Here is a 22,043-nt window from a genome sequence, read left to right on the forward strand (position 1 = left end):
ATGCTCCCGGTCAGACTCACCGCCGACCCCGCCGCGACGGCCGTGCTGCTCGTAGCGGTAGCCGGGGGCATCTGTCTCGGCACCGTCAGCGGCCTCGTCCCCGGCCTGCACGCGAACACGTTCGCGCTCCTGCTTGCGGCGACAGCCGGCGCGGTGCCGGGGCCACGGCGCTACGTCGGGGCGGCGATGCTGGCTGCCGGGGTCGTCCACACGTTCCTCGATATCGTCCCGGCGCTTTCGCTGGGCGTCCCCGACCCGGCGATGGCCGCCGGCGCGCTACCTGGTCACCAGCTCGTCGTCGAGGGACGGGGCCGCGAGGCCCTTCGGCTCTCGGCAATAGGGAGCGCCGGCGCGGTCGTCCTGGCGGCACCGCTCGCGCTCCCAGTCACGGCGGCCATGGTCGAACTCTACCCACACATCGAGTCCCATCTCGCAGTGGTCCTTGCCAGTATCGCGGCGCTGCTCGTGGCGACCGAACGCGACGCGCGAGCGATGGTCGGCGCCTGCTGTTCGCTCGCGGCCAGCGGGGGGCTCGGGCTCCTGTTCCTCGACGCCAGCGTCTCGTCCGTGCTCCCCGTCGTGGACATCCTCGTCGCGCTGTTCGCTGGCCTGTTCGGCGCACCGGTGTTGCTCGCAGCCATCGAGGGTGACGGCGTTCCAGCACAGACCGGCACGACAGTTGCGACGCCACGCCGGACGGTCGGTCTGCTCGTCACCGTCGGGACGCTGTGTGGCGCTGTCGTGGGCTATCTCCCCGGAATCTCCAGCGCCGTCGCGGCGACGCTGGCGCTGGGTCTGACCGCCGACGGCGGGCCGCGAGCGTTCGTCGTCACGACCAGCGGGGTGAACACGGCGACAGCGGTGTTCGCGCTGTTCGCCCTCGTCGCGCTCGGGGAGCCACGGACCGGCGTCCTCGTCGCGATGGAGCGCGCGAACGTCCCCCTCGTGGTACCGTCGTTGGTGACGGCCGTGGTACTCGCTGCCGGAGCGGGCGCGCTCCTGGTACCAGTCCTCGGCGACCGGTATCTGCGGACGGTCGGCCGACTGGACCCCGCCAGGCTGTCACTGTCGGTACTCGCGGCCCTCTGTGTCCTCTCGTGGGTGTTCGCCGGATTCGTGGGTGTCGGCGCGTTCGGGGCCGCGACGGTCGTCGGCCACATCCCGCCGTCCTTCGGGACGCGACGGGCGACGCTGATGGGGGTGTTGCTCGTCCCGCTCGCGCTATAGGTACCCCCGTCGGCGGAAGTGGACGAGCATGACGACGGCGATGAGCGCCATCCCGACCATCGTCGCCGGGTAGCCGAGGGCCCAGCCGAGTTCCGGCATGTTGTAGGGACCCCCCGAGAAGTTCATCCCGTAGATACCGGCGACGAAGGTCAGCGGGATGAATATCGTCGCGACGACGGTCAGGACCTTCATCACCTCGTTGGTCGACTGCGAGAGCGTGTTCAGGTAGATGTCCCGGGCGCCCGACACCAGGTCGCGGTAGGTCTCGGTCAGGTCCACGATCTGCACCAGGTGGTCGTAGGTGTCGCGGAAGTACTTCTCCGTCTCCGGCCGTATCTGTTCGGGGTCGCCCCGCGCGAGCGTCCCGACGGCCTCCCGGGCCGGCCAGGCCTGCTTGCGGAAGGACAGCAGGTCGCGCCGGACGTCGTTTATCTTCTCTAGGGTCTGGCGGTCCGTCGAGACGGTCACCTCGTCCTCGATCTCCTCGATGTCGGTCTCGAGCTCGTCGAGCAGGTCGAAGTAGCTCTCGACGACGACGTCGAGGACGCGGTAGGCGGTGAAGTCGGCGCCGCGCTGGAGCAGTCGCTCGTCACCGCGCGAGACGGCGTCGAGGACCCGCTGAACCGGCGTCGCTGCCCCTGGCGAGACAGTCACCACCCAGTCGTCGCCGATGAAGATGCCCACGGGGGTCGTCTTGACTTCCTTCTCGAACGTCGTCTCGCCGGTGGTGAGGCTCGCTATCTTGAGGAGCACGAACGTGTGTTCGCTGAACTCCTCGGTCTTGGCTCGCGTGTGGTTCTGGACGTCCTCGATGGTGAGGTGGTGGATGTCGAAGGCGGTCTGGATAGCCCGGAGTTCCTCGTTCGTGACCGACGTCGCGTGTACCCAGGTCGTGCCCACGGCACGCCGTGCCGCCGCGAGGTCGTCGTACTGGACTGCCTCGCCGTCAGCGTAGACCACGGCCGATATCACGGCTCGACACCCCCCGCCGCGAGACCGATGGTCACCAGCGCCAACCCGAACATGAGTGCTGTCAGCGAGAGCGACCGGCCCGGGTACGGCACGAGGACTCCGACGACGTACCCGCCGAGTCCGGCCGCAGTGAGCAGCGCCCCAGTGATTGCTGCCGTTTGCATACCCTTCACTCACCGGCCGGGCAGAAAACGGTACGCCCCGGCGGCGTCAGGAACTCGGGTGCTGGATGGCGCCGAGGAGCGTGTCGACCCGGTCCCGTTCGTCGATACGCTCGGGGTGGACGGCGACAGCGACGACCACGTCACCTTCGTGTTCGAAACTGGCCACGTGCAGGCGGATGTCTATCTCCTGGCCCTGGACGTCCGATGTGCCGGTGAACTCGCTGACAGTGCGATCCTCGCCGAGTATCTGGACGGTCCGGTTGCCCTCGGCCTGGACGTCGCTGACACGCTCGGTGCGCTGAATCAGCCGCTCCACGAGCTGGCGGTTGGACTGGCTCGCGAGCGGGTTGAGTGACTGGCCTGCGACGGTCGCACCCGGCGTCGAGAGGAGGATGAGGCGGGCGAACTCGAGCTCGCCGAGCGGCCCGAGGTCGACGGACCGGTTGTACTCGGCGACGTGGTTCGTGATTCTGACCGTCCGTTCCTGCCCGACGACGGACACGTTCCGGGTCAGCGTCTGTGCCTCGTCGCGGGCCTCGTCGTAGCCGGTCGTCTCGAGCGCCGCGTCGTCGACCGACGCGGGCTCGGCCTCGAAGGCGACGGTTTCCCCGGTGATGAGACCGACACACCCGGACGAGACGACGAGGAGGGCGATCAGCGCAGTGAGGAGTCCGGTTCGCATGGTGTCCCGACAGATGTCCCGGAGTGTAAAAACGATACGTGTCGGGCCGCCGGCCCAAGGGGACCGGATCAGCCCGCGGGAATCGCGGTTCAGGAGGTATCGGCGTCCCTGCTTCGACCCTGTTCGTCACCGGTACTCGCCACACGTCGAGCCGCGGCGATTAGACGACGACGCCAGTCGAGGACAGCGAAGCCACGACGAGCAGGAGCCCGAGTGCCAGGACGATACGGACTAGCCGCGAGTTCGCGTGGAACAGGTTCATTGTCGTATATTGACGTCAAATTGGCCCATAAGTATGAACTGCCTGTCGTCGACGGGACGAAGGCGAGAGGTCCTCGGAGCAACCGAAGCCTCGGATTATAACCGGTCCACAGGGCCGTTTACGTCGGTCGAGCCTCGATATCGATACCCCGAGTCCCTGCTCGCGCAACAGTAAGAGAGTGGTTCTGGGGAGACTGTCGACGAACGGCTATCAGAACAGGCTCGCCAGCACGTTGATGACAGCCCACTTCACCGAGTTGATGAGTCCGATGCCGTCGATTCGGATGTCACCGTCCGTGAGCGCGTTCTGGAACGCGTTCGTGGGGTTGTTCGATCCGAGGATCCGGTCGATGGTCGCCCGGTCGGTCGTCATCTGCAGCGTCGCGTCGTCACGAGTCCCCTGTTCCAGTTCCTGAATCTGGAGTTGCGCGTTCATCCGGAACGACGCGGTACCCTGCGTGCCATCCCCGTCGGTGACGATGAGATTCACGCGCTCGTTTTTCAGCTGGTCGGCCGCGATACCGAGGTCGCTCGCGTCGACGTTCTCGTTGTACGTCGAGACGAACCCCTCGAAATCACCGAACATCTCGTCGGCCCACCCTGGCTGGTCGGATTGCGCGAGAGCCGGTCCGACGCCGAACGACGCGACCGAGACGACGACGACGGTCGCAATCAGAAGTCGGATAGATTGAGAGCTATTTGGTACGTATTTCATAACGATGAGAACTACGCCAAACGAGTATATATACTCGTGCTGTCGCGTGATAGCATCCATCGGCTCCGCGTCGTACCGGGCCGGCACCGAGCGTGTCGAATGTCGCTGCAACGAACCGGGCACGACCGTGAGACGACGGAGCGCGGCGTCACTCAGAGCCGATACGTCGGCCCGTCGTCCGTATCCTGCACCTCGACGCCCAGCGCTTCGAGTTCGTCGCGCAAGTCGTCGGCCCGCTCGTAGTTGCCGGCCTCGCGCTCCTGTTCCCGGACTTCGAGGACGAGCTCGACGAGGTCCCCGGCGACGGAGACGTCGCTCTCCTGTGGCTCGCCAAGCGAGAGGCCGAGTATCCCGCGGCCGAACGCCTCGAAGGTCTCGACGGCGCGCCGGAGACCCCGGTAGTCGAAGGCTTCGTTCGCGTCGACGTGCGTGTTGACCGCGGCGGTCAGGTCGAGCAGCGCCGTCGTGGCCTCGCGGGTGTTGAAGTCGTCGTTCATCGCCGCCTCGAAGTCCTCGCGGGCCTCGTCGACGGCGGCCCGCAGCGAGTCGTCGGCGACTGTCGCGTAGGCATCGACGTCGTCGCAGGCCTCGACGGCTCGTTCGTACCCTCGCTGGAGGCGGTCCCAGCGCTCCTGGGCCTCGGCGATGGTCTCCTCGCTATAGACGGCGCTGTTGCTGTAGCTCGTCGAGAGCAGGAAGGTCCGCAGGACGTCCGGTCCGAACTCCTCGACGGCGTCGCTGACGGTGAAGAAGTTCCCGAGCGAGGAGGACATCTTCTCGCCTTTGGTCTCGAGCAAGCGGACGTGGAGCCAGTACTTCGCGAACTGCTTCCCGGTCGCGGCCTCGCTCTGGGCCACCTCGTTCTCGTGGTGAGGGAAGACGAGGTCCTGGCCGCCGACGTGGATGTCGATGGACTCGTCTAAGTGGGTCATCGACATCGCCGAGCACTCGATGTGCCAGCCCGGCCGCCCCTCGCCCCACGGCGAGTCCCAGGTCTGGGCCGTCTCGCAAGCTTCCTCGGGCGGTGCGGCCTCGGCGTGCTGGTGCTCCTCGATGTCCTCTGGGGCGACGCCGCCGGCCTTCCAGAGGGCGAAGTCGGCCGGGTGGCGCTTCTCCGACGTGGCGGCCTCGCCCTGCGACTCGATGTCGTCGACGGTCTGGTTCGACAGCTTGCCGTAGTCCTCGAAGCTCCGCACGTCGAAGTACACCGACCCGTTGGCCTCGTAGGCGTGGCCAGACTCGACGAGGCGCTCGACCAGGCTGATGATTTCGGGAACGTGCTCGGAGACCCGCGGGTAGACTTCGGCCCGGTCGAGGTTCAGCGAGCGCATGTCGTCGATGACCTGCTGGACGTAGTGGCGGGCGACGTCGGCCTCGCTGTCGCCGTCCTCGCCGACGCGGGCGACGATCTTCTCGTTGACGTCGGTGAAGTTCTCGACGTGACGCACGTCGTAGCCCAGCCACTCGAGCCAGCGACACATCACGTCGACGTGGACCCACCCGCGGGCGTGGCCCAGATGGGGCGGGTCGGACGTGGTCAGGCCGCAGTAGTACAGCAGCACCGAGTCGGGGTCGCGCGGCTCGAACGGCTCTGTCTCGCCGGTCAGCGTGTTCGTCACGCGAATCGTCATCACCTGGGGGGACTGTCCCCGGCCGCTTTAAGCCGTCGGAAGGCCGCTCGGCAGGACTTCGGGGTTTCCGGCTGTCTAGCGGCCCACAGCGGCCTCGACGATTCGGAGGGCGTCCGGGCCGTCGCGCCGCTCGACGACGACGGCGAGCGTCTCGCCCCCGACCGCCGCCGCTTCGACGTCGATGCCTGCGGCCGCGAGTCGGCCGAGCACGTCCGCCAGCGCCCGCCCCGAGACGGTCCCCGTAGCGACGACCGCGGTCAACGCCCCCTCACCACGTCCGAGGCGCGTGTCACCGACGACGAGCAGGGGGTCGTCGCCGTCAGTCGGACCGAGCCCGCTCTCCATCGACACCCGCGCGTCGGCCTCGGGCGGGTCGTACTCGGCCAGCTCCTCGGCGAACCGTCGCAGCGCCGTCGCGACGGCGTCGACTTCGCCGTCGACGTCGAGTTCCCTGGCGGCGGCGGTGTAGTTGACGACGCCCGCCCGGAGCGCGTCGTAGAGGAAGGGGCGCGCCCGGACGGCGTCGCGCGTTTCGCTCGCGAGTGACATGTGCGAGCCGTCGCGCGCGGCCCTGAAAAACGGTCCTATCGGCCTCGGCATCGGGGACACGCCAACGAAGGCCCTAAGACGGCTTCGTCCCAACCCCCGCCAATGGCACCCGCGCTCGTCATCGCTGCCCACGGCTCGCATCTGAACGCCGAGTCGAGCACGCCGACCTACACCCACGCGGACACCATCCGCGCGACAGGCGCGTTCGCGGAGGTCCGCGAGTCGTTCTGGAAGGAGGAACCGTCGTTCCGCGAGGCCCTGCGGACCGTCGACGCCGACGAGGTGTACCTGGTCCCCCTGTTCATCTCGGAGGGCTACTTCACCGAGCAGGTCATCCCCCGGGAGTTCCGCCTGGAGGACTGGGAGCCCGACCTGTGGGACTCCGACGGGACGAGCGCCACGCACGCGACGCTCACCGCCGAGGACACCGGGCAGACGGTCCACTACTGCGGCCCGGCGGGGACCCACGACGCGATGAGCGACGTCATCGTCCAGCGCGCCGAGTCGGTCACCGGCGACCCCGGCGTGGGCGAGGGGTTCGGGCTCGCCGTGGTCGGCCACGGCACCGAGCGCAACGAGAACTCCGCGAAGGCCATCGAGTACCACGCCGGCCGCATCCGCGAGCGAGGCCGCTTCGACGAGGTGCAGGCCCTGTTCATGGACGAGGACCCCGAGGTCGACAACGTCACTGAGTACTTCGGGAGCGACGACATCGTCGTCGTCCCCCTGTTCGTCGCTGACGGCTTCCACACGCAGGAGGACATCCCCGAGGACATGGGTCTCACCGACGACTACCGCCTCGGCTACGACGTCCCGACGACCGTCGACGGTCACGACATCTGGTACGCGGGCGCGGTGGGCACCGAACCGCTGATGGCCGACGTCGTCCTCGAACGGGCCGCAGACGCCGGTGCCGACGTTGCGGCGGCCATCGAACAGGTACGCGAGCGGACTAGCGGCGCGAATCCGGCCGCGGGCGACTGAGCCTGGGCCTGGACGTCAGGTGAGACCGGCTAGTTTTTTTCGCGCGAGCCCTGTCTCCCGGTATGCACGGCGACCACGTGGACGCGCTGGTGACGACCGCGCCGGACGGCATCGCCTTCGACGACCTCGCCGTCGAGCGCGAGGGGGACCGCTACGCGTTCGAGACGCCCGAGGAGGCCCATGGCTCGTTGAGCGAGGAGGACCTGCGCGCCGTGGCCGCCGACTCGGCGTACGTCCGGAACTGGTACTTCTGGCACGCCGACGCGCCACAGAAGGCCGACCGCTGGGCCTTCCTCCGCTGGCTCGAGGACGCCGAGGAGACACCCCTCGAGACGCGCCTCGAGGGCCTGGCCGACGGTATCGTCTCGGAGTGGGGCCAGCTACAGGTCACCGCGACGGTCGGCGACGGGGGCGAACGGCGCTACCACGTCCGCCACGTCGACGACACGCGCAAGGCGGCCGACGCCCTGACCGGCCACGAGGACCCACGAGCGGCACGCGACATCGCGAAGCACGACGACCGGGGACGATACCGCCCGCTGAAGTCGGCCCCGACGCTCCGGACCGGCTGGCGCTTCGGCGGGCTCGCCGCGACAGAACTGGTCGAGACCGTCGAGACGTTCTACCCCGCCGCGGTCACCAACTGGCACCGCGAGCGCGAGGGCGAGCTCGACGTCACCCACTGGCACGAGACCGTCGAGCGTCAGACCGGCATCTACGGCGTCGTCAAGACCTGGGACCGAGGCGAGGGGTACGAACACGTCAACTGGGTCGCCGAGGCCTGCTGTGCGGACTCCCAGTGTCTCAAACGCCGTGAGTGGCAGTACGACGACGAGACGCCTCTCGACGTCGACGGCGGCGACGGCACCTTCCCGTGTCGGGAGCCCTGCTCGGTGGTCGTCGCGGCCGCCCGGCAGTGGACGAAACTCGAGAGCGAGGACGAACAGACCTACGAGTTCGAGCTCACACCCAGCGAGAAAGAGCAGCTGGAAGGTATCGTCGACGCCGTCGCCGACGGTCGGGCCGCAGACATCCGGGAGGCCGACATCTACGAGGGCGCGAACCGCTACCGGGCGCGGTTCCTCCGTGCGAAACGGTTCGACGAGGACGGCAACCTGAGCGGCGTCCCGACCGACAGGGACGACGAGTGACGTCTACTCGGACCCGCGGACGTACAGCGCGAGCAGCGCGGCACCGACGACGGCCAGCGACCCGAGCATGAGGCCGACGTTGTCGAAGACGGTGACGGCGAGGACGGCGAAGACCAGCGCCACCCCCCCGAGTGCGAGGACGGGGACCGACTGGTCCTCCGGGAGCAGCGACCCCGTCCCCTCGTCGGACTTCGGCCTGGGTTTCGAGAGGGACTCGTCGACCAGCACCGGCCCCTCTGACGGGCCCGGTTCCTGGAGTTCGACGTCGATGTACCGGGTCTGAGCCCCGTATCCCGTGACCACCTTCAGCGACCCCCGGACCGGCAGGTCGGCGTCGTCGTCGACCTCGATTCGGACTCGGCGCTCGGTCTCGGCGTTGACGTAGTGGTTCGACGCCTCCAGCGTCGCCACCCCTGAGAGCGCGTCGTCGATGTGGAGGTGGACGTGGAGCGATTCGCCGTGGTTGACGAGCCGGACGTCGAAACTCCCGGTCGCCTCGAACGCCGTCGGGACCTCCAGGTCGTGGAGCGCCTGCCGGTTGACGTGCACGGGTAGGGCGTCTGTCACATCGGAGACTCCGGCGCGACGGATAAAAAAGGTTCAGGCGGGCGCTTCGTCGCGCATGTCGGGCGGGAGGAGGTTGGGGATGCCATCCTCGATCGGGAACGCCTCGCCACACTCGGTACAGACGAGCTCGCCGGTGAGTATCTCTTCGTCCTCGCGCTCCTCGACGGTGAGCTCGAGGTCGTGTTTGTCCAGCGGACAGCAGATGATGTCCATCAGGTCCTCTTTCATACGTCAGGGCTGGGCTGGCGGGCGCAAAAGTCTGCCGCTCTCCCGGAAACCCGCGCGCCCAGACCCGCTCAGAAGGGGTGGTCGCGGACGATAGTCTCGCCGCGGCCCGGGCCGACGCCGATGGCGTAGGCCGGCGTGTCGAGTTCGTCCTCGATGTACTCGACGTAGGTCTGCGCGTTCTCGGGCAGCGCGTCGTAGCCCTCGCTCGCGACGGCGCCCCAGTCGACGTCGTCCCAGCCGTCGAAGCTGCGGTGGTTGGCCTCACAGCGCCCCCACTGTTCGGTGGTCGCGGGCATCGTCTCGAGTTCCTCGCCGTCGAGCGTGTAGGTGTGACCGACGTTCACCTCGTCGAGCCCACCAAGCACGTCGAGGTGGTTGATGGCCAGCCCGTCGAACCCGGAGACGCGAGTCGCGTGGCGCAACATCGGCATGTCGAGCCAGCCGACCCGGCGCGGGCGACCGGTGACGGTGCCGTACTCGCCGCCTTCCTCGCGGATGTAGTGGGCCAGCTCCTCGTCGGGTCCCTCCTCGTCGCCCTCGTAGCCGGGGGTGTCGCCGACGACGCCGCCGAGTTCGGTCGGCAGGGGGCCGCTCCCCACGCGCGTGAGGTACGCCTTGACAATGCCGACGACGTCGCCGCTTCCGACGACGCCCGGACTCAGTCCGGTCCCGGTGGCGGCGCCACCGGCCGTGGGGTTCGAGGAGGTGACGTAGGGGTAGTTGCCGTGGTCGATGTCGATGATGGTGCCCTGGGCACCCTCGATCATCACGTTCTGCCCGTCGGCCATCGCCTCGGAGAGGAAGGCGCCGGCGTTGACCGTCATGTTGCCCTCCTCGAAGCGGCGGCCGAACTCGCGGAACTCCTCGTAGAGCGCGTCAACGTCGAAGGCGTCGGGGTCCTCCAGGTCGTCGACGTCGACGCCGTAGACGTCCTCGACCAGCGCGCGTTTCTGGGGGACGGCGTACTCGAGTCGCTCCCGGAGGACATCGGGGGCAAGCAGGTCGCCCACGCGGACGCCGCGGCGACCGGCCTTGTCCTCGTAGGTCGGGCCGATACCGCGACCGGTGGTGCCGACCTCCTGGTCGTCTTCGCTCTTGACCTCCTCCTCGATACCGTCGAGCACGCGGTGGTACGGGAGGATGACGTGTGCGCGTTCGGCGATCCGAACGTCCGGGTCGAGGCCACGTTGCTGCAGCGTGTCGATCTCGTCGAACAGCGTTCGCGGGTTGACGACGCACCCGTTTCCGAGCACGCCGACCTTGCCGCGGATGGCTCCGCTGGGCACGAGCGAGAGTTTGTACGTCTCGCCCTCGTGAACGACGGTGTGGCCGGCGTTGTCGCCGCCCTGGTAACGGGCCACGACGTCCGCGTCGTCGCCGTACAGGTCGACGATGCCGCCCTTCCCCTCGTCGCCGAGCTGTGAGCCGACGATGGTTACGGTCATCGCACGACCATTCCGCCCACCGTGGTAAACAGATTACGGTCCGAACGTCCCGTTCGGTCGCCGACACTGGCTGTCAGCAGTTCCCATGGGAACTGTTGCGATGGGTTTATCACGTCACTATCCGTAGGAAACAACCGGCAAAGGCGGGTATATGAGGGTAACTTTTAAACCCCGCAAACACAAGTTAACAATTGCCATGATAGACAGGCTTGAGAAGGAAGTAGACATGCTGGAGCGACACCTGCAGGTGCTCCGCATGGTGATTGAGAATGAGCCTATCGGAATCGTCAAGATGTCCAACGAGACTGGATACCCTCACCACAAGGTTCGCTACTCGCTGCGCGTGCTCGAGGAGGAGAACCTCATCGAGCCCTCCAGCCAGGGTGCGATCACCACCGAGCAGACGGGTGAGTTCGTCGACGACCTAGACGAGAAGATCGACGAGATCATCCAGAAGCTCGAGGGAATGAAAATCGAGGACGCCGCCGAGATCGAAGGATAAGAGGGCTGTTTTCGTCTCGCTACAGTTCGGGCACCGCCAGGTGGAACTCCTGGTTTCTCGCTTCGAGCAGACAGAGGTGGTAGCCGTCCTTCCGCGAGAGGTTGACGTAGCTCTCGCGTTTGTCGCGGCTGAACAGGCCACTGGAGGTCGCCTCCTCGGCGGTCTCCAGCGCCCCCGGTTCGAAGAAGCTGCTGGTGACGAGGAACGCCGCCGCGAGCGTCTCCGACGCGTTGCCGACGCGCTCGCCGTCGCGGACGAGCGTCGTCATCTGCTTTTCCGTGGCGGGGTCGCGCGAGTCGTTCATGTTCGCGACGATGAGGGGGTTCCCCATCCGGTCGCGGACGACCACGTCGAAGCGCTCCTGTGAGCGGTGTTCCTCGCCGTCTTCGACGTAGGTGACCGACACCTGGCCGTTGAGTTCTGCGCGGTCGATGCGCGGGATCGCGTCGAAGAGGTCCTGCATCCCGCTGGCGTGGCCGGTGTTGGCTATCTCGTAGAGGAGATGCCGGATGAGCCAGTCGACGAAGCGGTACTGCATCGTCCCGTGGAGGAACGCTTCGAAGGGTTGGCCGTCGACGGCAGCGTCCTCGACCTCGAACTGGGTGTGGTACTCCAGCCTGAGATTCTCCTCGACCGCCTCGCGGCCGACCTCGCCGTCGTGGGCCTTCGCCAGTGTCGCCTCGCCTTTCGAGTGGTAGCGGACGAACAGGTTGGTCTTGCTGATGGCCTCGCTCTCGGTCAGTCGGGTGCCAGCGCCCGTGACCGCTCCCTGTGCCTCCTCAAGCTGGTCCTCTAAACGCTCGACCTCCGTGCGCGCTGCGTCCAGGTCCGACTGCAGCTGGTCGCGTTCGGACCGGAGATCCTCGGCCGTCGTCTCGAGTCGCTCGACTTCGCCTTCGAGGCGGCTAATCTCCTCCTCGCGGTCCGCCAGGTCCGACTCGAGTGTGGCGACGCGCTCCTGGTCCGGGCCACTGCTCTCGGACGACTGCGGGGACGCCGGATGCGTCGCCGACCCCGAAGGTTGGGACTGGCTGGGACGCGTCTCGGTCGGCCTGGACTGACCCGAACGGGGTCTGTCACGTCGAGGCCCAGTGTCCGGCGAGGAGTCCGACTCGGTGGATGCCGCCGCCGACTGGTCAGTCGACGACGCCGACTGCTCCGGGTCCAGCGACGGGATCGAGCGGGTCTCGAGGTCCGCCGCAGTGGCGGCGCTCGCGCCCTCACTGCTCGCCTCGGACTGACTCGAAGACGGGGGCTGTGTCCGGGTTCGCTGCTGGTCTCGGCCATTCGGAGACGTGTCAGACCGGTCATCTGTCGCCGGTCCCTGGCTCGCCTCGCCACTCGACGCCGCCCGTGTACTCGACCCGTCGATCGCCGGTTTGGTATATCGCTGCTCAATTGCCGGGTCAGCGTCCTGGTCGGCCGGTTCGGACTCCGTCTGCGTCGCTTCGGAACGAGCCGGTGTCGGTTCGGACTCCGTCTGCGTCGCTTCGGAGCGGGACTGGGTCGGTTCGGACTCCGGCTGTGCTGGCTCTGTGTCTTGCTCGGCCGCCGGGTCCGCCTGCGTGTCCTCGCCTGCCCGCACCGGGGTCCCCTGACTCGACCCAGCAGCCTTCGACCCGGGTGGCCCACCGGCCGCTGGCGTGTTCCCGCCGCGTTCCCGGACGTTCGTCGGCTCGTCATCGGTATCGTCGCTCCCGCTCGCTGTTGAACTGTCCGCGGGCGAACTGTCTGGGTCGTCTGTTTCGGGCGTTCCAGCGGGCTCGTCGTCGGCGCCAGCTGACGCGGAATCCTCGGTTGCGACTGCGGCTGCGTCCGCTCCACCTGTGTTCTCGGGTTCCGGAATCTCTATCGGCGTTATCTCGACCGGCTTGACCTCGTAGATGCCCACCTCGTCGTTGGCCTGATCGAACGCCTCGTCGTCAGTGATGAGCGTGTCGGTCGTGCCCACCCACGCGACGCTCATCGAGCGGCCCTGGTGGTAGACGACGTAGTAGTCGCCCGAGAGGACGTTCTCGGAGAGTTCGATGAAGCCGGTGAACTTCCCGTCGGCGAGCGTCCGGTCGACCTCGTCGATGGCCGTCTCTTCCGTGTAGTACTTCGCCCGGACCTCGTCGGCCCGGTCCTGCATCACCGCGAGCAGGGGGAGCGCTTCGTGCGGTGCCTCGCGGGCGGTGCCGGCGGCGTCCTCGAAGTCCTCGATATCGCCATCGAGAACGCCGACGACGGTCCCGTTGAGCATGAACAGTCGGGTCGGACCGGCGACGACGGCCCCCGAGAACTCGTCCGTAGCGAGTTCGTGGAGCCCCTCGTACCCGCCCGCGAACGGGACCGACTCCCAGTCGCCGACCCGTTCGTCCGTGCGCGTGGTCATTACCAGAACGAAGCCCCATCGTGGACAAATAGTTTGTGCCCGAACGGGGTGGTACGGCGAGTCCGATGGGCATATGTCGCCCGACCCGTAAATAGGGATATGGAAGAGCAACCGGGGTTGAGCGACCAGTATCGGACCGCGAGTCCGTGGCCGGTGTTCGTCGCACTCGGCCTCGCACTGTCGGAGGTCGGCGTCTTCGTCGGCCTGTTTCCGGTGGCCGTCTTCGGCCTCATCCTCTTCGGTGGCAGCGTCGCCGGCATCCTCACGGAATCGGGCTACGCCAGCCGTCCGTGGCCGACGCTCGTCGGCGTCGGCGCGGTGCTCGCTCTGATCGCCGCGCTCATCTCCCTCTGGCAGATTCCGACCAGCGAGTACTACCTGGCGAACATCGACGACAACATCCTGCTCTCGCGGATGGTCGCCGTCGCCGTCGCGGGCGTCGTGATGACCGCGATGGGCGGCGTCGGGTCCCTGCTCGAGAAGTCGGCCGTCTGAGACGCCGACAGTCTCACGGTCCGGGCGCTCCTTCGTCCGGTATGACAGAGCCAGCGATGACGCGGTTTCCCGTCCCCGACGAAACCGACCTTCCCGCGGACGTGCGCGAGCGTATCGACCGTGAGACGGAAGACGCCGGATTCACCCCGAACGTCTTCTCGGCGATGTCCTACCGACCCTCGCAGTTCCGGGCCTTCTTCGCCTACTACGACGCGCTCGTCGAGGACGGCGCCCTGGAGCGCGAGGAGGTCGAGATGATAATCGTCGCGGTCAGCGGCGTCAACGACTGTCTCTACTGTGTCGTGGCCCACGGAGCACTGACCAGAATCTACGCCGACGCCCCCTTGCTCGCAGAACAGCTGGCGACGAACCACCGGACTGCGGACGTCAGCGAGGCCCACGCAGCCATGCTCGACTTCGCCGTCGAGCTCACCGAGTCGCCCGAGAAAGTGACCGAAGAAGACATCGAGACGCTGGAGTCACACGGGTTCTCCCGGGAAGCGGTGTGGGACATCGGTGCCGTCACCGCGTTTTTCAACCTCTCGAACCGGATGGCTCACCTCGCGGATATGCGTCCGAACGAGGAATTTTACACGCTTGGTAGAGAGTAATTATGCGCTGAGCGGGTAGCAGCCACATATCCACAGGTAAGACCGTGATACCGAATCCGGCACGCTGTCGGCTTTATGATATATTGTTTCATGACTCACACCCAACCTGCTCGAACAACTCGTGGTTCGGTTGTTCTAGTAATGGATACCCACTTCGTACCCTCAGGTTCGAGTAATCTCGAAGTACTAACCACAATCGGAGCGGCATGGACCTTGAGTCCACAGTTATCGGGTCTCACCTGAAGACTGTCTCCGGTTCGAAGGACACGATTCGTCCCCCAAGTATGTCTATCGTTTGATTATCCTCGCCGCCGATTGGCAGATCGACGTGGCATCCAACGGAGTAACTATATACTACTATTGGTAATTCATCCTAACTATCACACTGCCCGATGAAGGGTTGTCACATTATTAACCATCGTAACACTTCGGTTGCGAGGGATGCACACTCATACCAGAAAACTCACAGCACTCTCACTGGTGCTGTTGATGCTCGTATCGTCTTCAATCGCCATAGGCTTCGCCGGAGCGGCGTTGCAACAGGTCGGGAACGCCGGGAACGCCGGGAATATCGGCGTCACAACGGTCTCGTTCTCCGACCAGACGACGGCGGGGACGACAGTCACCGTCGACTCGGTCAACGTCTCCGAAGGCGGGTTCGTCGCGATACACGACAGTAGCCTGTTAGAGGGCAACGTGGTCGGGAGCGTCATCGGGGTGAGTGAGTATCTCGAACCCGGCGAGCACGAGGACGTCGAAATCACGCTGTTCGACGTCCCGGGCGCTGAGTACGATCGAAGCGAGATAACCGAAGATGACACGCTGATCGCGATGCCGCATCTGGACACGAACGCCAACGAAACGTACGACTTCGTCGAGGCGGACGGCGCGGCGGACGGTCCGTACGTGACCGAAGACGGGTCACCAGTCACTGACGCGGCCAACGTCACTGTCGAACCCGAGGAACTCACGGAGGGTGAGTCGTACACCGTCTCGAACCTCTCGGCACCGCCGTCCGTCGAACAGGGTGATTCGGTGACCGTCAATGCGACGATAACGAACCCGAACGACGTGGCAGACACGCAGGAAGTCGTCTTCAGGTTCGACGGCACCGTGGTGGTCCGCGACCAGGTCGAACTCGCGGCCCAGAACTCGACGACCGTCTCGTACACCCTCGAGACGTCGGAAGTCGAAACCGGTTCGTACTTCCACGGGGTGTACAGCCGGTCGGACGGTTCGCCAGCACAGATTCAGGTCGTCGACGAAGTACAGTCCTTCGAGGTGTCGACACTCTCGGCCCCCGATTCTGTCGAAGTCGGTAGCGAGTTTACGGTGAACGCGACCATCACCAATCCCAACGCGTTCGTCAGCAGACAGCCCGTCGAGTTCCGGTTCCAGGGTGGTCTCGTCGAGGCGCGGGACGTCTCCATCGACGCTGAGAGCAATTCGACGGTCGAGTTCCAGGTCGATGCGAGCGGCGTCAGTCCGGGCACGTACATCCACAGCGTCTTCAGCCGTGACTTCGGACAGTCGGCACTCATCACCGTCGAGACACCGGCAGAGGGCCCACCGACTGAGGAACCAACCGAGGAACCGACTGAGGAACCAACCGAGGAACCAACCGAAGAACCGACTGAGGAACCAACCGAGGAACCAACCGAAGAACCGACTGAGGAACCAACCGAGGAACCAACCGAAGAACCGACTGAGGAACCAACCGAGGAACCAACCGAAGAACCGACTGAGGAACCAACCGAGGAACCAACCGAAGAACCGACTGAGGAACCAACCGAGGAACCAACCGAAGAACCGACTGAGGGCGACACGTAGACCAGAGTCGAGGCTCTGTTCGGGCAACGAGAAGGTCCCGTTCCGGTCGGGAGTCGGTCCACTGGACCGTGTCCCGCTCTCGTCTCTTACTCGCGGCGTCTCTCCCCACGTAAGGCTTCCGTGACGTTGTGAGTCCCCAGTACGGGTAGTCGAAGTGTCGGGGGCCGGGTCGGCAGTGACGACCGACGGTCACCTGAGCGAAACCAACAGTCTATTTACCGCCCTGTGCTAATCTCGGGTTATCCATGGCACTGTTCGGATTCGAGAAGGACACCCTGCTCGACCTCACTGTCAACTTCATCCCGCTGGGTATCATCCTCTTTTTCATCGCCGCGTTCGCCGTCGTGCCGGCGTTCGGCGTCGACCCGGTGTTTACCGGCATGCAGTTCGCGCTGATGGTCGCGATGTTCCTCCTGCTGGGCGTGCTGACCTACTACGCCGGGCGGGCCATCGAGAACGCCGAGAAGGCAGAGGCCGCCGCTGCGCTGGACGAGCCGGCCGAGGACGACCCTGCACTCGAGGAATCGACCGACGAACCACCGCGTGTCGACGACGAGTCCGACCCGGCACTCGAGCAATCCGACGACGCCTGAGTTACGAGCGCTGACCGACCGACGGCACCGTCGAACCGACCCTTTCATTATCGTCTAGTCCTGACGGGTACCCATGGCAGCAGGAGATCTATTGCTGACGGGGTTGATGGCCGTCCTCCTCGTCGGTATCGCCGCGCTTCTCACACGTATCGAGGATTGGCGGTCGTACACGCCACTGGCGGGTGGCGGGTCCGCCACGGGTGAGACCGTCGTGCATCGAGAGAAACCCGCAGGTATCGTTCGCTGGCTGACGACCGTCGACCACAAGGACATCGGCCTACTCTACGGGGTCTACGCGGTCATCGCGCTCGCCGTCGGGGGCATCATGGCGATGCTCATCCGCATCCAGCTGGTGACGCCCGCCGGCGCCATCCTCGGCCCGAACGCCTACAACTCAATCCTGACGAGCCACGGCATCACGATGCTGTTCCTGTTCGGGACGCCCATCATCGCGGCGTTCGCGAACTACTTCATCCCGCTGCTCATCGGGGCCGACGACATGGCGTTCCCACGTATCAACGCCATCGCGTTCTGGCTGCTCCCGCCCGCTGCGCTGCTCATCTGGGCCGGGTTCTTCCTCGCGCCGGTCACGGACAACATGATCGAACCGGCACAGACGGCCTGGACGATGTACACGCCGCTGTCGGTCGAGCAGGCGAACCCCGGCGTCGACTTCATGCTCCTTGGCCTGCACCTCTCCGGTGTCGCGGCCACAATGGGGGCCATCAACTTCATCGCCACCGTCTTCACCGAGCGTGACGACGAGGTGAGCTGGGCCAGCCTCGACATCTTCTCGTGGACCATCCTCACGCAGTCGGCGCTCATCCTGTTCGCGTTCCCGCTACTGGGCAGCGCCATCGTCATGCTGCTGCTCGACCGCAACCTCGCGACGACGTTCTTCGCCGTCGAGGGTGGCGGCCCACTGCTCTGGCAACACCTGTTCTGGTTCTTCGGCCACCCCGAGGTGTACATCCTGGTCCTGCCGCCGATGGGACTGGTCAGCCTCATCCTGCCGAAGTTCTCGGGTCGGAAACTGTTCGGCTTCAAGTTCGTCGTCTACTCGACGCTGGCCATCGGCGTCCTCTCCTTCGGCGTCTGGGCCCACCACATGTTCTCGACGGGCATGGACCCGCGGCTCCGAGCCTCCTTCATGGCTGTCTCATTGGCTATCGCGATACCGAGCGCCGTCAAGACGTTCAACTGGATCACGACGATGTGGAACGGCCGCCTGCGCCTGACCTCGCCGATGCTGTTCTGTATCGGCTTCGTCTCGAACTTCATCATCGGCGGCGTCACCGGCGTGTTCCTCGCAGCGGTGCCCGTGGACCTCATCCTCCACGACACGTACTACGTCGTCGGTCACTTCCACTACATCGTGATGGGCGCCATCGGCTTCGCCGCCTTCGCCGGCATCTACTACTGGTTCCCCATCTTCACGGGTCGGATGTACCAGCGGACCCTCGGCAAGGCCCACTTCTGGCTCTCGATGGTCGGCACCAACGTGACGTTCTTCGCGATGCTCGCGCTGGGATACCTGGGCATGCCCCGACGGTACGCCACCTACCAGTTCGACGGCGCTATCGCGCCGCTGGCACAGGTCGAGACCTTCCACCTGCTGGCCTCCGTCGGCGCGGTCATCCTCTTCGTCGGCCAGCTCATCTTCGTCTGGAACATCGTCCAGTCGTGGCTCGAGGGCCCCGTCGTCGAGGACGGCGACCCGTGGAACCTCGAGGACGACGGACTGCTCGACCGTGAGTTCGAGTGGTTCGACCGTAAACTTGAGACGGCCGTCACCGACGGCGGCGAAGAAGAGCAGTCGGTGCTAACCGACGGCGGCGAGCGGGCCGAATCGGACGACTGACCCTCGGCCTCTCTGACGTTCTACGGACGCTGTCGCTGATTATTCAATCCAAAACTGCAGAGTGGCCAGACCGGGCTGCGGAGAAGCGGACACCCATTCTCGACGGCGAGACGGCAGATATCGACGAGACCGGCCCGTTGACACCCGCGGTCGTCAGGCAGCGCCGGCGACGAGGACGATTGCAGTCACGAACATCATCACGGCGATGCCGGAGAGCACGATGAACAACAGCTCCTTCTGAGACATACCGCCTCTACGTGGCGGAAGTGAAAAAGGCTAATCGTCTCGCCGCCCAACAGTGGGTATGAGCGAAGCAGTCGCCGCGAAATCCGGCGACAGAGTCGTCGTCCAGCTGTACCTCATCATCGTCGCACTGGCGGGCGTGATGGGCTACGTTCTCGGCACCATCCGTCCCGAGAACTTAGAGCCGATGCTCTTCGGTGTCATCCCGCTCCCACCGACCCCGTTCGGCGTCGCCATCTACGGCGTGACGACGGTCGGGTTCGGACTCGGCCTCCTGCTCGGACTCGTCGTCTACGTCTCGCGGCGCTACAGCGACACAGCCGACAGTTAGGCGCGGGCCACCGGCTCGTTCGAACAACGCGAGCCGTACCAGACAGTTTGGCCTCAGACCGCGCCGGCCGTCTCCGTGTACGAACCGTACGCGGACTCGAAGACGGCCATTATCTCGCCCATCGTCGCGTAGTCTTTCACCGCGTCGACGATGGCCGGGACGACGTTCTCCCCGTTCTCGATGCGCTCCGCGAGCGCATCGAGGTCCGTTTCGACCGCCGAATCGTCGCGCTCTGCCTTCACCCGTTCGAGTCTGTCGAGCTGTCGCTGTTGGACGGACTCGTCGACCCGCAGCAGCTCCGGTTCCGGGTCCTCCGCGACGGTGTACGCGTTGACACCGACGACGACCTCCTCGTCGCGCTCGACGCGTTCCTGGTACTCGTATGCGGAATCCTGAATCTCGCGCTGGAAGTACCCCTGTTCGATGCCTTCGAGGACGCCATCGCGGACCGAGCCGTCGCCCAGCTCCTCCTTGATGTGTTCGAGGTACGCCATCGCCTGGTCCTCGATGTCGTCGGTCAGCGCCTCGACGGCGAAGCTCCCCCCGAGCGGGTCGACGATGTCGGCCGCGCCAGACTCCTCAGCGATAATCTGCTGGGTCCGCAGGGCGACCCGGACCGCCTCCTCCGAGGGGAGCGCGAGCGCCTCGTCGAAGGAGTTCGTGTGGAGGCTCTGAGTCCCGCCCAGCACGCCCGCGAGCGCCTGGATGGTCACCCGGACCACGTTGTTGAGCGGTTGCTGGGCCGTCAGTGACTGCCCGGCCGTCTGGGTGTGGAACTTCAGCTGCTTGCTCTGGGGGTGGGCCGCGCCGTACCACTCGTCCATCAGCCGGGCGTAGATGCGCCGAGCGGCCCGGAACTTCGCCACCTCCTCGAAGATATCGTTGTGGGAGTTGAAGAAGAAGGAGAGTTGTGGCGCGAAGTCATCGATATCGAGCCCGCGATGGAGGCAGTCCTCGACGTAGGCGAAGCCGTCGGCCAGCGTGAAAGCGAGCTCTTGGACGGCCGTCGACCCCGCCTCACGGATGTGGTAGCCCGACACCGAGACGGGCTTGAAGTTCGGCGTCTCCTCGCTGGCGTACTCGATGACGTCCGTGACGAGTTTCAGCGACGGCTCCGGGGGGATGACCCACTCCTTCTGTGCGATGAACTCCTTGAACATGTCGTTCTGGAGGGTCCCGCGAACCTCGTCGCGCGCGACGCCCTGCTGGTCGGCCAGCGCGATGTACATCGCGTAGACGACGGGCGCGCTCGGGTTGATGGTAAAGGAGGTCGACACCTCTCTCAGGTCGATGCCGTCGAAGAGAATCTCCATGTCGGCGAGCGTATCGACCGCCACGCCCTCCTTGCCGACCTCGCCGTCGGCCATCGGGTCGTCCGAGTCGAGCCCCATCAGCGTCGGCATGTCGAAGGCCGTCGAGAGGCCGGTCTGGCCCTCGTCGGTGAGGTAGTGGAACCGTTCGTTGGTCTCCTCTGCAGTCCCGAAGCCGGCGAACTGCCGCATCGTCCACGTTCGTCCGCGGTACATCGTCGGGTAGACGCCGCGAGTGTACGGTTCCTCGCCGGGGAACCCCAGGTCGTCGTCGTAGTCGATGTCGGCGACGTCCAAGGGCGTATAGAGCCGGTCGACCTCGTGGTTCGAGACGGTGGCGAAGCGGTCGTGGCGCTCGCCATGTGCGTCGAGTGTCGGCTCCAGCGTGTCGTGTTCCCAGGCGTCCTTGGACTCGCGAATCTTCCGGAGGTCCGCCTCGTCGTACATACCACGGTGTTCGTCACCAAATCGCATGAACGTTCGGGCGGCTCGCGACGCCTGGACAGAACCGGCCCGCGATTACTCCTGTAGTCGCTTCGTCGTCTCGATCAGCGGGTGGTGGGCGTAGTCGACGACGTCGATGTCCGCGATGGACTCCAGGTCCGACTCGGCGGCTGTCTGGGCCATCCCGAGCTCGACCGGCGGGTCGAGCACGATGACGTAGGCCTCCATGGTATCGATTTCGAGTCGTTCGGCGGCCTTCACGCGGTGGTGACCGTCGGCCAGCAGCAGGTCGCCGCCGTTGTCGATGACGACGAGCGGTTCGGCGAGCTTCCGTTCGAGTTCGTAGACGCGCCCCTCCAGTTCGTCGGCGTAGACCGTCGTCTGTGTCGGTGTCAGGTCGGCCAGCGCCACCTCTCGCCGTTCCTCGTGGACCTCCGTGCCGTGGATGTTCTCCAGGGTTCGACCCAGTTTGTCCACCTTGTCCGGCGTCGCGCGTTCGATCTGTGAGCGGATGACGTCGGCGTTCGAGATGATGCCAACCAGGTTGCCCGCGTCGTCGACGACCGGGAGCTTCTGGATGCCCGACCGGAGGATGACCCGAGCGGCGTCCTGGACGGCCATCTCCGGGTGGGCGACCAGGATATCCTCGGTCATCACCCGGAACATCGGTTCGTGGTCCTCGGCCAGCAACAGGTCGCGCGAGCTGACGAAACCATCGACGCGGCGGCCGTCGGTGACCGGAAAGCCACTGAACTCCTCGTTGTTCGAGATGCGTTCGGCCACCTCGGCCACCGTGTCGTCGAGCTCGACGGTGGCTACGTCGCGTGTCATGTACTCCCCGACGGTCGGGCGGCCGGAGTCGTCCATCGTCTT

Annotated in this window: 21 protein-coding genes and 1 pseudogene; 10 read left to right on the plus strand and 12 right to left on the minus strand. The window is 65.8% G+C overall.

Annotated features, from left to right (window positions below; translation table 11 throughout):
* Positions 1-1,227: a tripartite tricarboxylate transporter permease gene (locus tag P1L41_RS14135; protein ID WP_276296372.1), complete on the plus strand. Its 1,227-nt coding sequence runs from the start codon at positions 1-3 to the stop codon at positions 1,225-1,227.
* Here the strand turns inward: P1L41_RS14135 and corA are convergent.
* The 6 genes from corA to P1L41_RS14165 all read right to left on the minus strand — a co-directional run bounded on the left by corA (position 1,222) and on the right by P1L41_RS14165 (position 6,201).
* Positions 1,222-2,199 (minus strand): magnesium/cobalt transporter CorA, encoded by a 978-nt coding sequence (corA, locus tag P1L41_RS14140; protein WP_276296373.1) that lies wholly within the window; start codon positions 2,197-2,199, stop codon positions 1,222-1,224. The two genes, P1L41_RS14135 and corA, sit on opposite strands and share 6 nt — an antisense overlap.
* Complete coding sequence (locus P1L41_RS14145; protein ID WP_276296374.1) at positions 2,196-2,363, minus strand: hypothetical protein; 168 nt, start codon at positions 2,361-2,363, stop codon at positions 2,196-2,198. Before P1L41_RS14145 ends, corA begins: the two co-directional genes overlap by 4 nt.
* A gap of 46 nt (positions 2,364-2,409) precedes the next feature.
* Positions 2,410-3,045, minus strand: coding sequence for a DUF6517 family protein (locus P1L41_RS14150; protein ID WP_276296375.1), 636 nt, complete (start codon positions 3,043-3,045; stop codon positions 2,410-2,412).
* A 472-nt stretch (positions 3,046-3,517) separates the two neighbouring features.
* On the minus strand, positions 3,518-4,021 hold the full coding sequence (locus tag P1L41_RS14155; protein WP_276296376.1) for a hypothetical protein: 504 nt from the start codon (positions 4,019-4,021) through the stop codon (positions 3,518-3,520).
* Between the two features lie 152 nt (positions 4,022-4,173).
* Complete coding sequence (gene cysS / locus P1L41_RS14160; RefSeq protein ID WP_276296377.1) at positions 4,174-5,652, minus strand: cysteine--tRNA ligase; 1,479 nt, start codon at positions 5,650-5,652, stop codon at positions 4,174-4,176.
* A gap of 75 nt (positions 5,653-5,727) precedes the next feature.
* Positions 5,728-6,201, minus strand: coding sequence for a DUF7523 family protein (locus P1L41_RS14165; RefSeq protein ID WP_276296378.1), 474 nt, complete (start codon positions 6,199-6,201; stop codon positions 5,728-5,730).
* Positions 6,202-6,303: 102 nt separating this feature from the next.
* On the opposite strand from P1L41_RS14165, the gene P1L41_RS14170 reads away from it, so the two are divergent.
* Together P1L41_RS14170 and P1L41_RS14175 are read left to right on the plus strand one after the other, a co-directional pair.
* Positions 6,304-7,185: a CbiX/SirB N-terminal domain-containing protein gene (locus P1L41_RS14170; RefSeq protein ID WP_276296379.1), complete on the plus strand. Its 882-nt coding sequence runs from the start codon at positions 6,304-6,306 to the stop codon at positions 7,183-7,185.
* Positions 7,186-7,247: 62 nt separating this feature from the next.
* Positions 7,248-8,336 (plus strand): DR2241 family protein, encoded by a 1,089-nt coding sequence (locus tag P1L41_RS14175; RefSeq protein ID WP_276296380.1) that lies wholly within the window; start codon positions 7,248-7,250, stop codon positions 8,334-8,336.
* 3 nt (positions 8,337-8,339) lie between these two features.
* Here the strand turns inward: P1L41_RS14175 and P1L41_RS14180 are convergent, their stop codons facing one another.
* From P1L41_RS14180 to P1L41_RS14190, 3 genes are all read right to left on the minus strand, one after another.
* Complete coding sequence (locus P1L41_RS14180) at positions 8,340-8,903, minus strand: DUF7524 family protein (RefSeq protein WP_276296381.1); 564 nt, start codon at positions 8,901-8,903, stop codon at positions 8,340-8,342.
* Between the two features lie 33 nt (positions 8,904-8,936).
* Complete coding sequence (locus P1L41_RS14185; protein ID WP_276296382.1) at positions 8,937-9,131, minus strand: methytransferase partner Trm112; 195 nt, start codon at positions 9,129-9,131, stop codon at positions 8,937-8,939.
* A 68-nt stretch (positions 9,132-9,199) separates the two neighbouring features.
* Positions 9,200-10,576, minus strand: a complete 1,377-nt coding sequence (locus P1L41_RS14190) for an adenylosuccinate synthase (protein WP_276296383.1) — start codon at positions 10,574-10,576, stop codon at positions 9,200-9,202.
* A gap of 196 nt (positions 10,577-10,772) precedes the next feature.
* Between P1L41_RS14190 and P1L41_RS14195 the strand changes: the two genes are divergently transcribed.
* Positions 10,773-11,078: a hypothetical protein gene (locus P1L41_RS14195; protein ID WP_276296384.1), complete on the plus strand. Its 306-nt coding sequence runs from the start codon at positions 10,773-10,775 to the stop codon at positions 11,076-11,078.
* Positions 11,079-11,097: 19 nt separating this feature from the next.
* Here P1L41_RS14195 and P1L41_RS14200 read toward each other — a convergent pair whose 3' ends face one another.
* Positions 11,098-13,452, minus strand: a complete 2,355-nt coding sequence (locus tag P1L41_RS14200) for a DUF7527 domain-containing protein (protein WP_276296385.1) — start codon at positions 13,450-13,452, stop codon at positions 11,098-11,100.
* A 99-nt stretch (positions 13,453-13,551) separates the two neighbouring features.
* Between P1L41_RS14200 and P1L41_RS14205 the strand changes: the two genes are divergently transcribed.
* The 6 genes and pseudogenes from P1L41_RS14205 (at position 13,552) to P1L41_RS14230 (ending at position 19,416) form a co-directional block, all read left to right on the plus strand.
* Positions 13,552-13,947 carry a DUF7541 family protein gene (locus tag P1L41_RS14205; RefSeq protein WP_276296386.1) on the plus strand — a complete coding sequence of 132 codons (396 nt, stop codon included), beginning with the start codon at positions 13,552-13,554 and terminating at the stop codon, positions 13,945-13,947.
* Between the two features lie 41 nt (positions 13,948-13,988).
* Positions 13,989-14,558, plus strand: a complete 570-nt coding sequence (locus P1L41_RS14210) for a peroxidase-related enzyme (RefSeq protein WP_276296387.1) — start codon at positions 13,989-13,991, stop codon at positions 14,556-14,558.
* Positions 14,559-14,999: 441 nt separating this feature from the next.
* Entirely contained in the window at positions 15,000-16,388 is a 1,389-nt protein-coding gene (locus P1L41_RS14215) for a DUF7282 domain-containing protein (RefSeq protein ID WP_276296388.1), read from the plus strand.
* Between the two features lie 245 nt (positions 16,389-16,633).
* Positions 16,634-16,855: pseudogene (locus P1L41_RS18510) on the plus strand (DUF6684 family protein); the annotation flags it as partial.
* Positions 16,856-17,054: 199 nt separating this feature from the next.
* The gene (ctaD, locus tag P1L41_RS14225; RefSeq protein ID WP_276296390.1) at positions 17,055-18,842 is read left to right on the plus strand and encodes a cytochrome c oxidase subunit I; all 1,788 of its coding nucleotides are present in this window, start codon (positions 17,055-17,057) and stop codon (positions 18,840-18,842) included.
* A 304-nt stretch (positions 18,843-19,146) separates the two neighbouring features.
* Complete coding sequence (locus P1L41_RS14230) at positions 19,147-19,416, plus strand: DUF7520 family protein (protein WP_276296391.1); 270 nt, start codon at positions 19,147-19,149, stop codon at positions 19,414-19,416.
* Between the two features lie 53 nt (positions 19,417-19,469).
* On the opposite strand, the gene P1L41_RS14235 is transcribed toward P1L41_RS14230, so the two are convergent.
* Both P1L41_RS14235 and P1L41_RS14240 read right to left on the minus strand, forming a co-directional pair.
* Positions 19,470-21,173, minus strand: coding sequence for an acyl-CoA mutase large subunit family protein (locus P1L41_RS14235; protein WP_276296392.1), 1,704 nt, complete (start codon positions 21,171-21,173; stop codon positions 19,470-19,472).
* A 72-nt stretch (positions 21,174-21,245) separates the two neighbouring features.
* Positions 21,246-22,037, minus strand: a complete 792-nt coding sequence (locus P1L41_RS14240; protein WP_276296393.1) for a CBS domain-containing protein — start codon at positions 22,035-22,037, stop codon at positions 21,246-21,248.
* Between the last annotated feature and the right edge of the window lie 6 nt (positions 22,038-22,043).

The organism is Haloarcula ordinaria, assembly GCF_029338275.1.
In the GTDB taxonomy this organism is placed as follows: domain Archaea; phylum Halobacteriota; class Halobacteria; order Halobacteriales; family Haloarculaceae; genus Haloarcula; species Haloarcula ordinaria.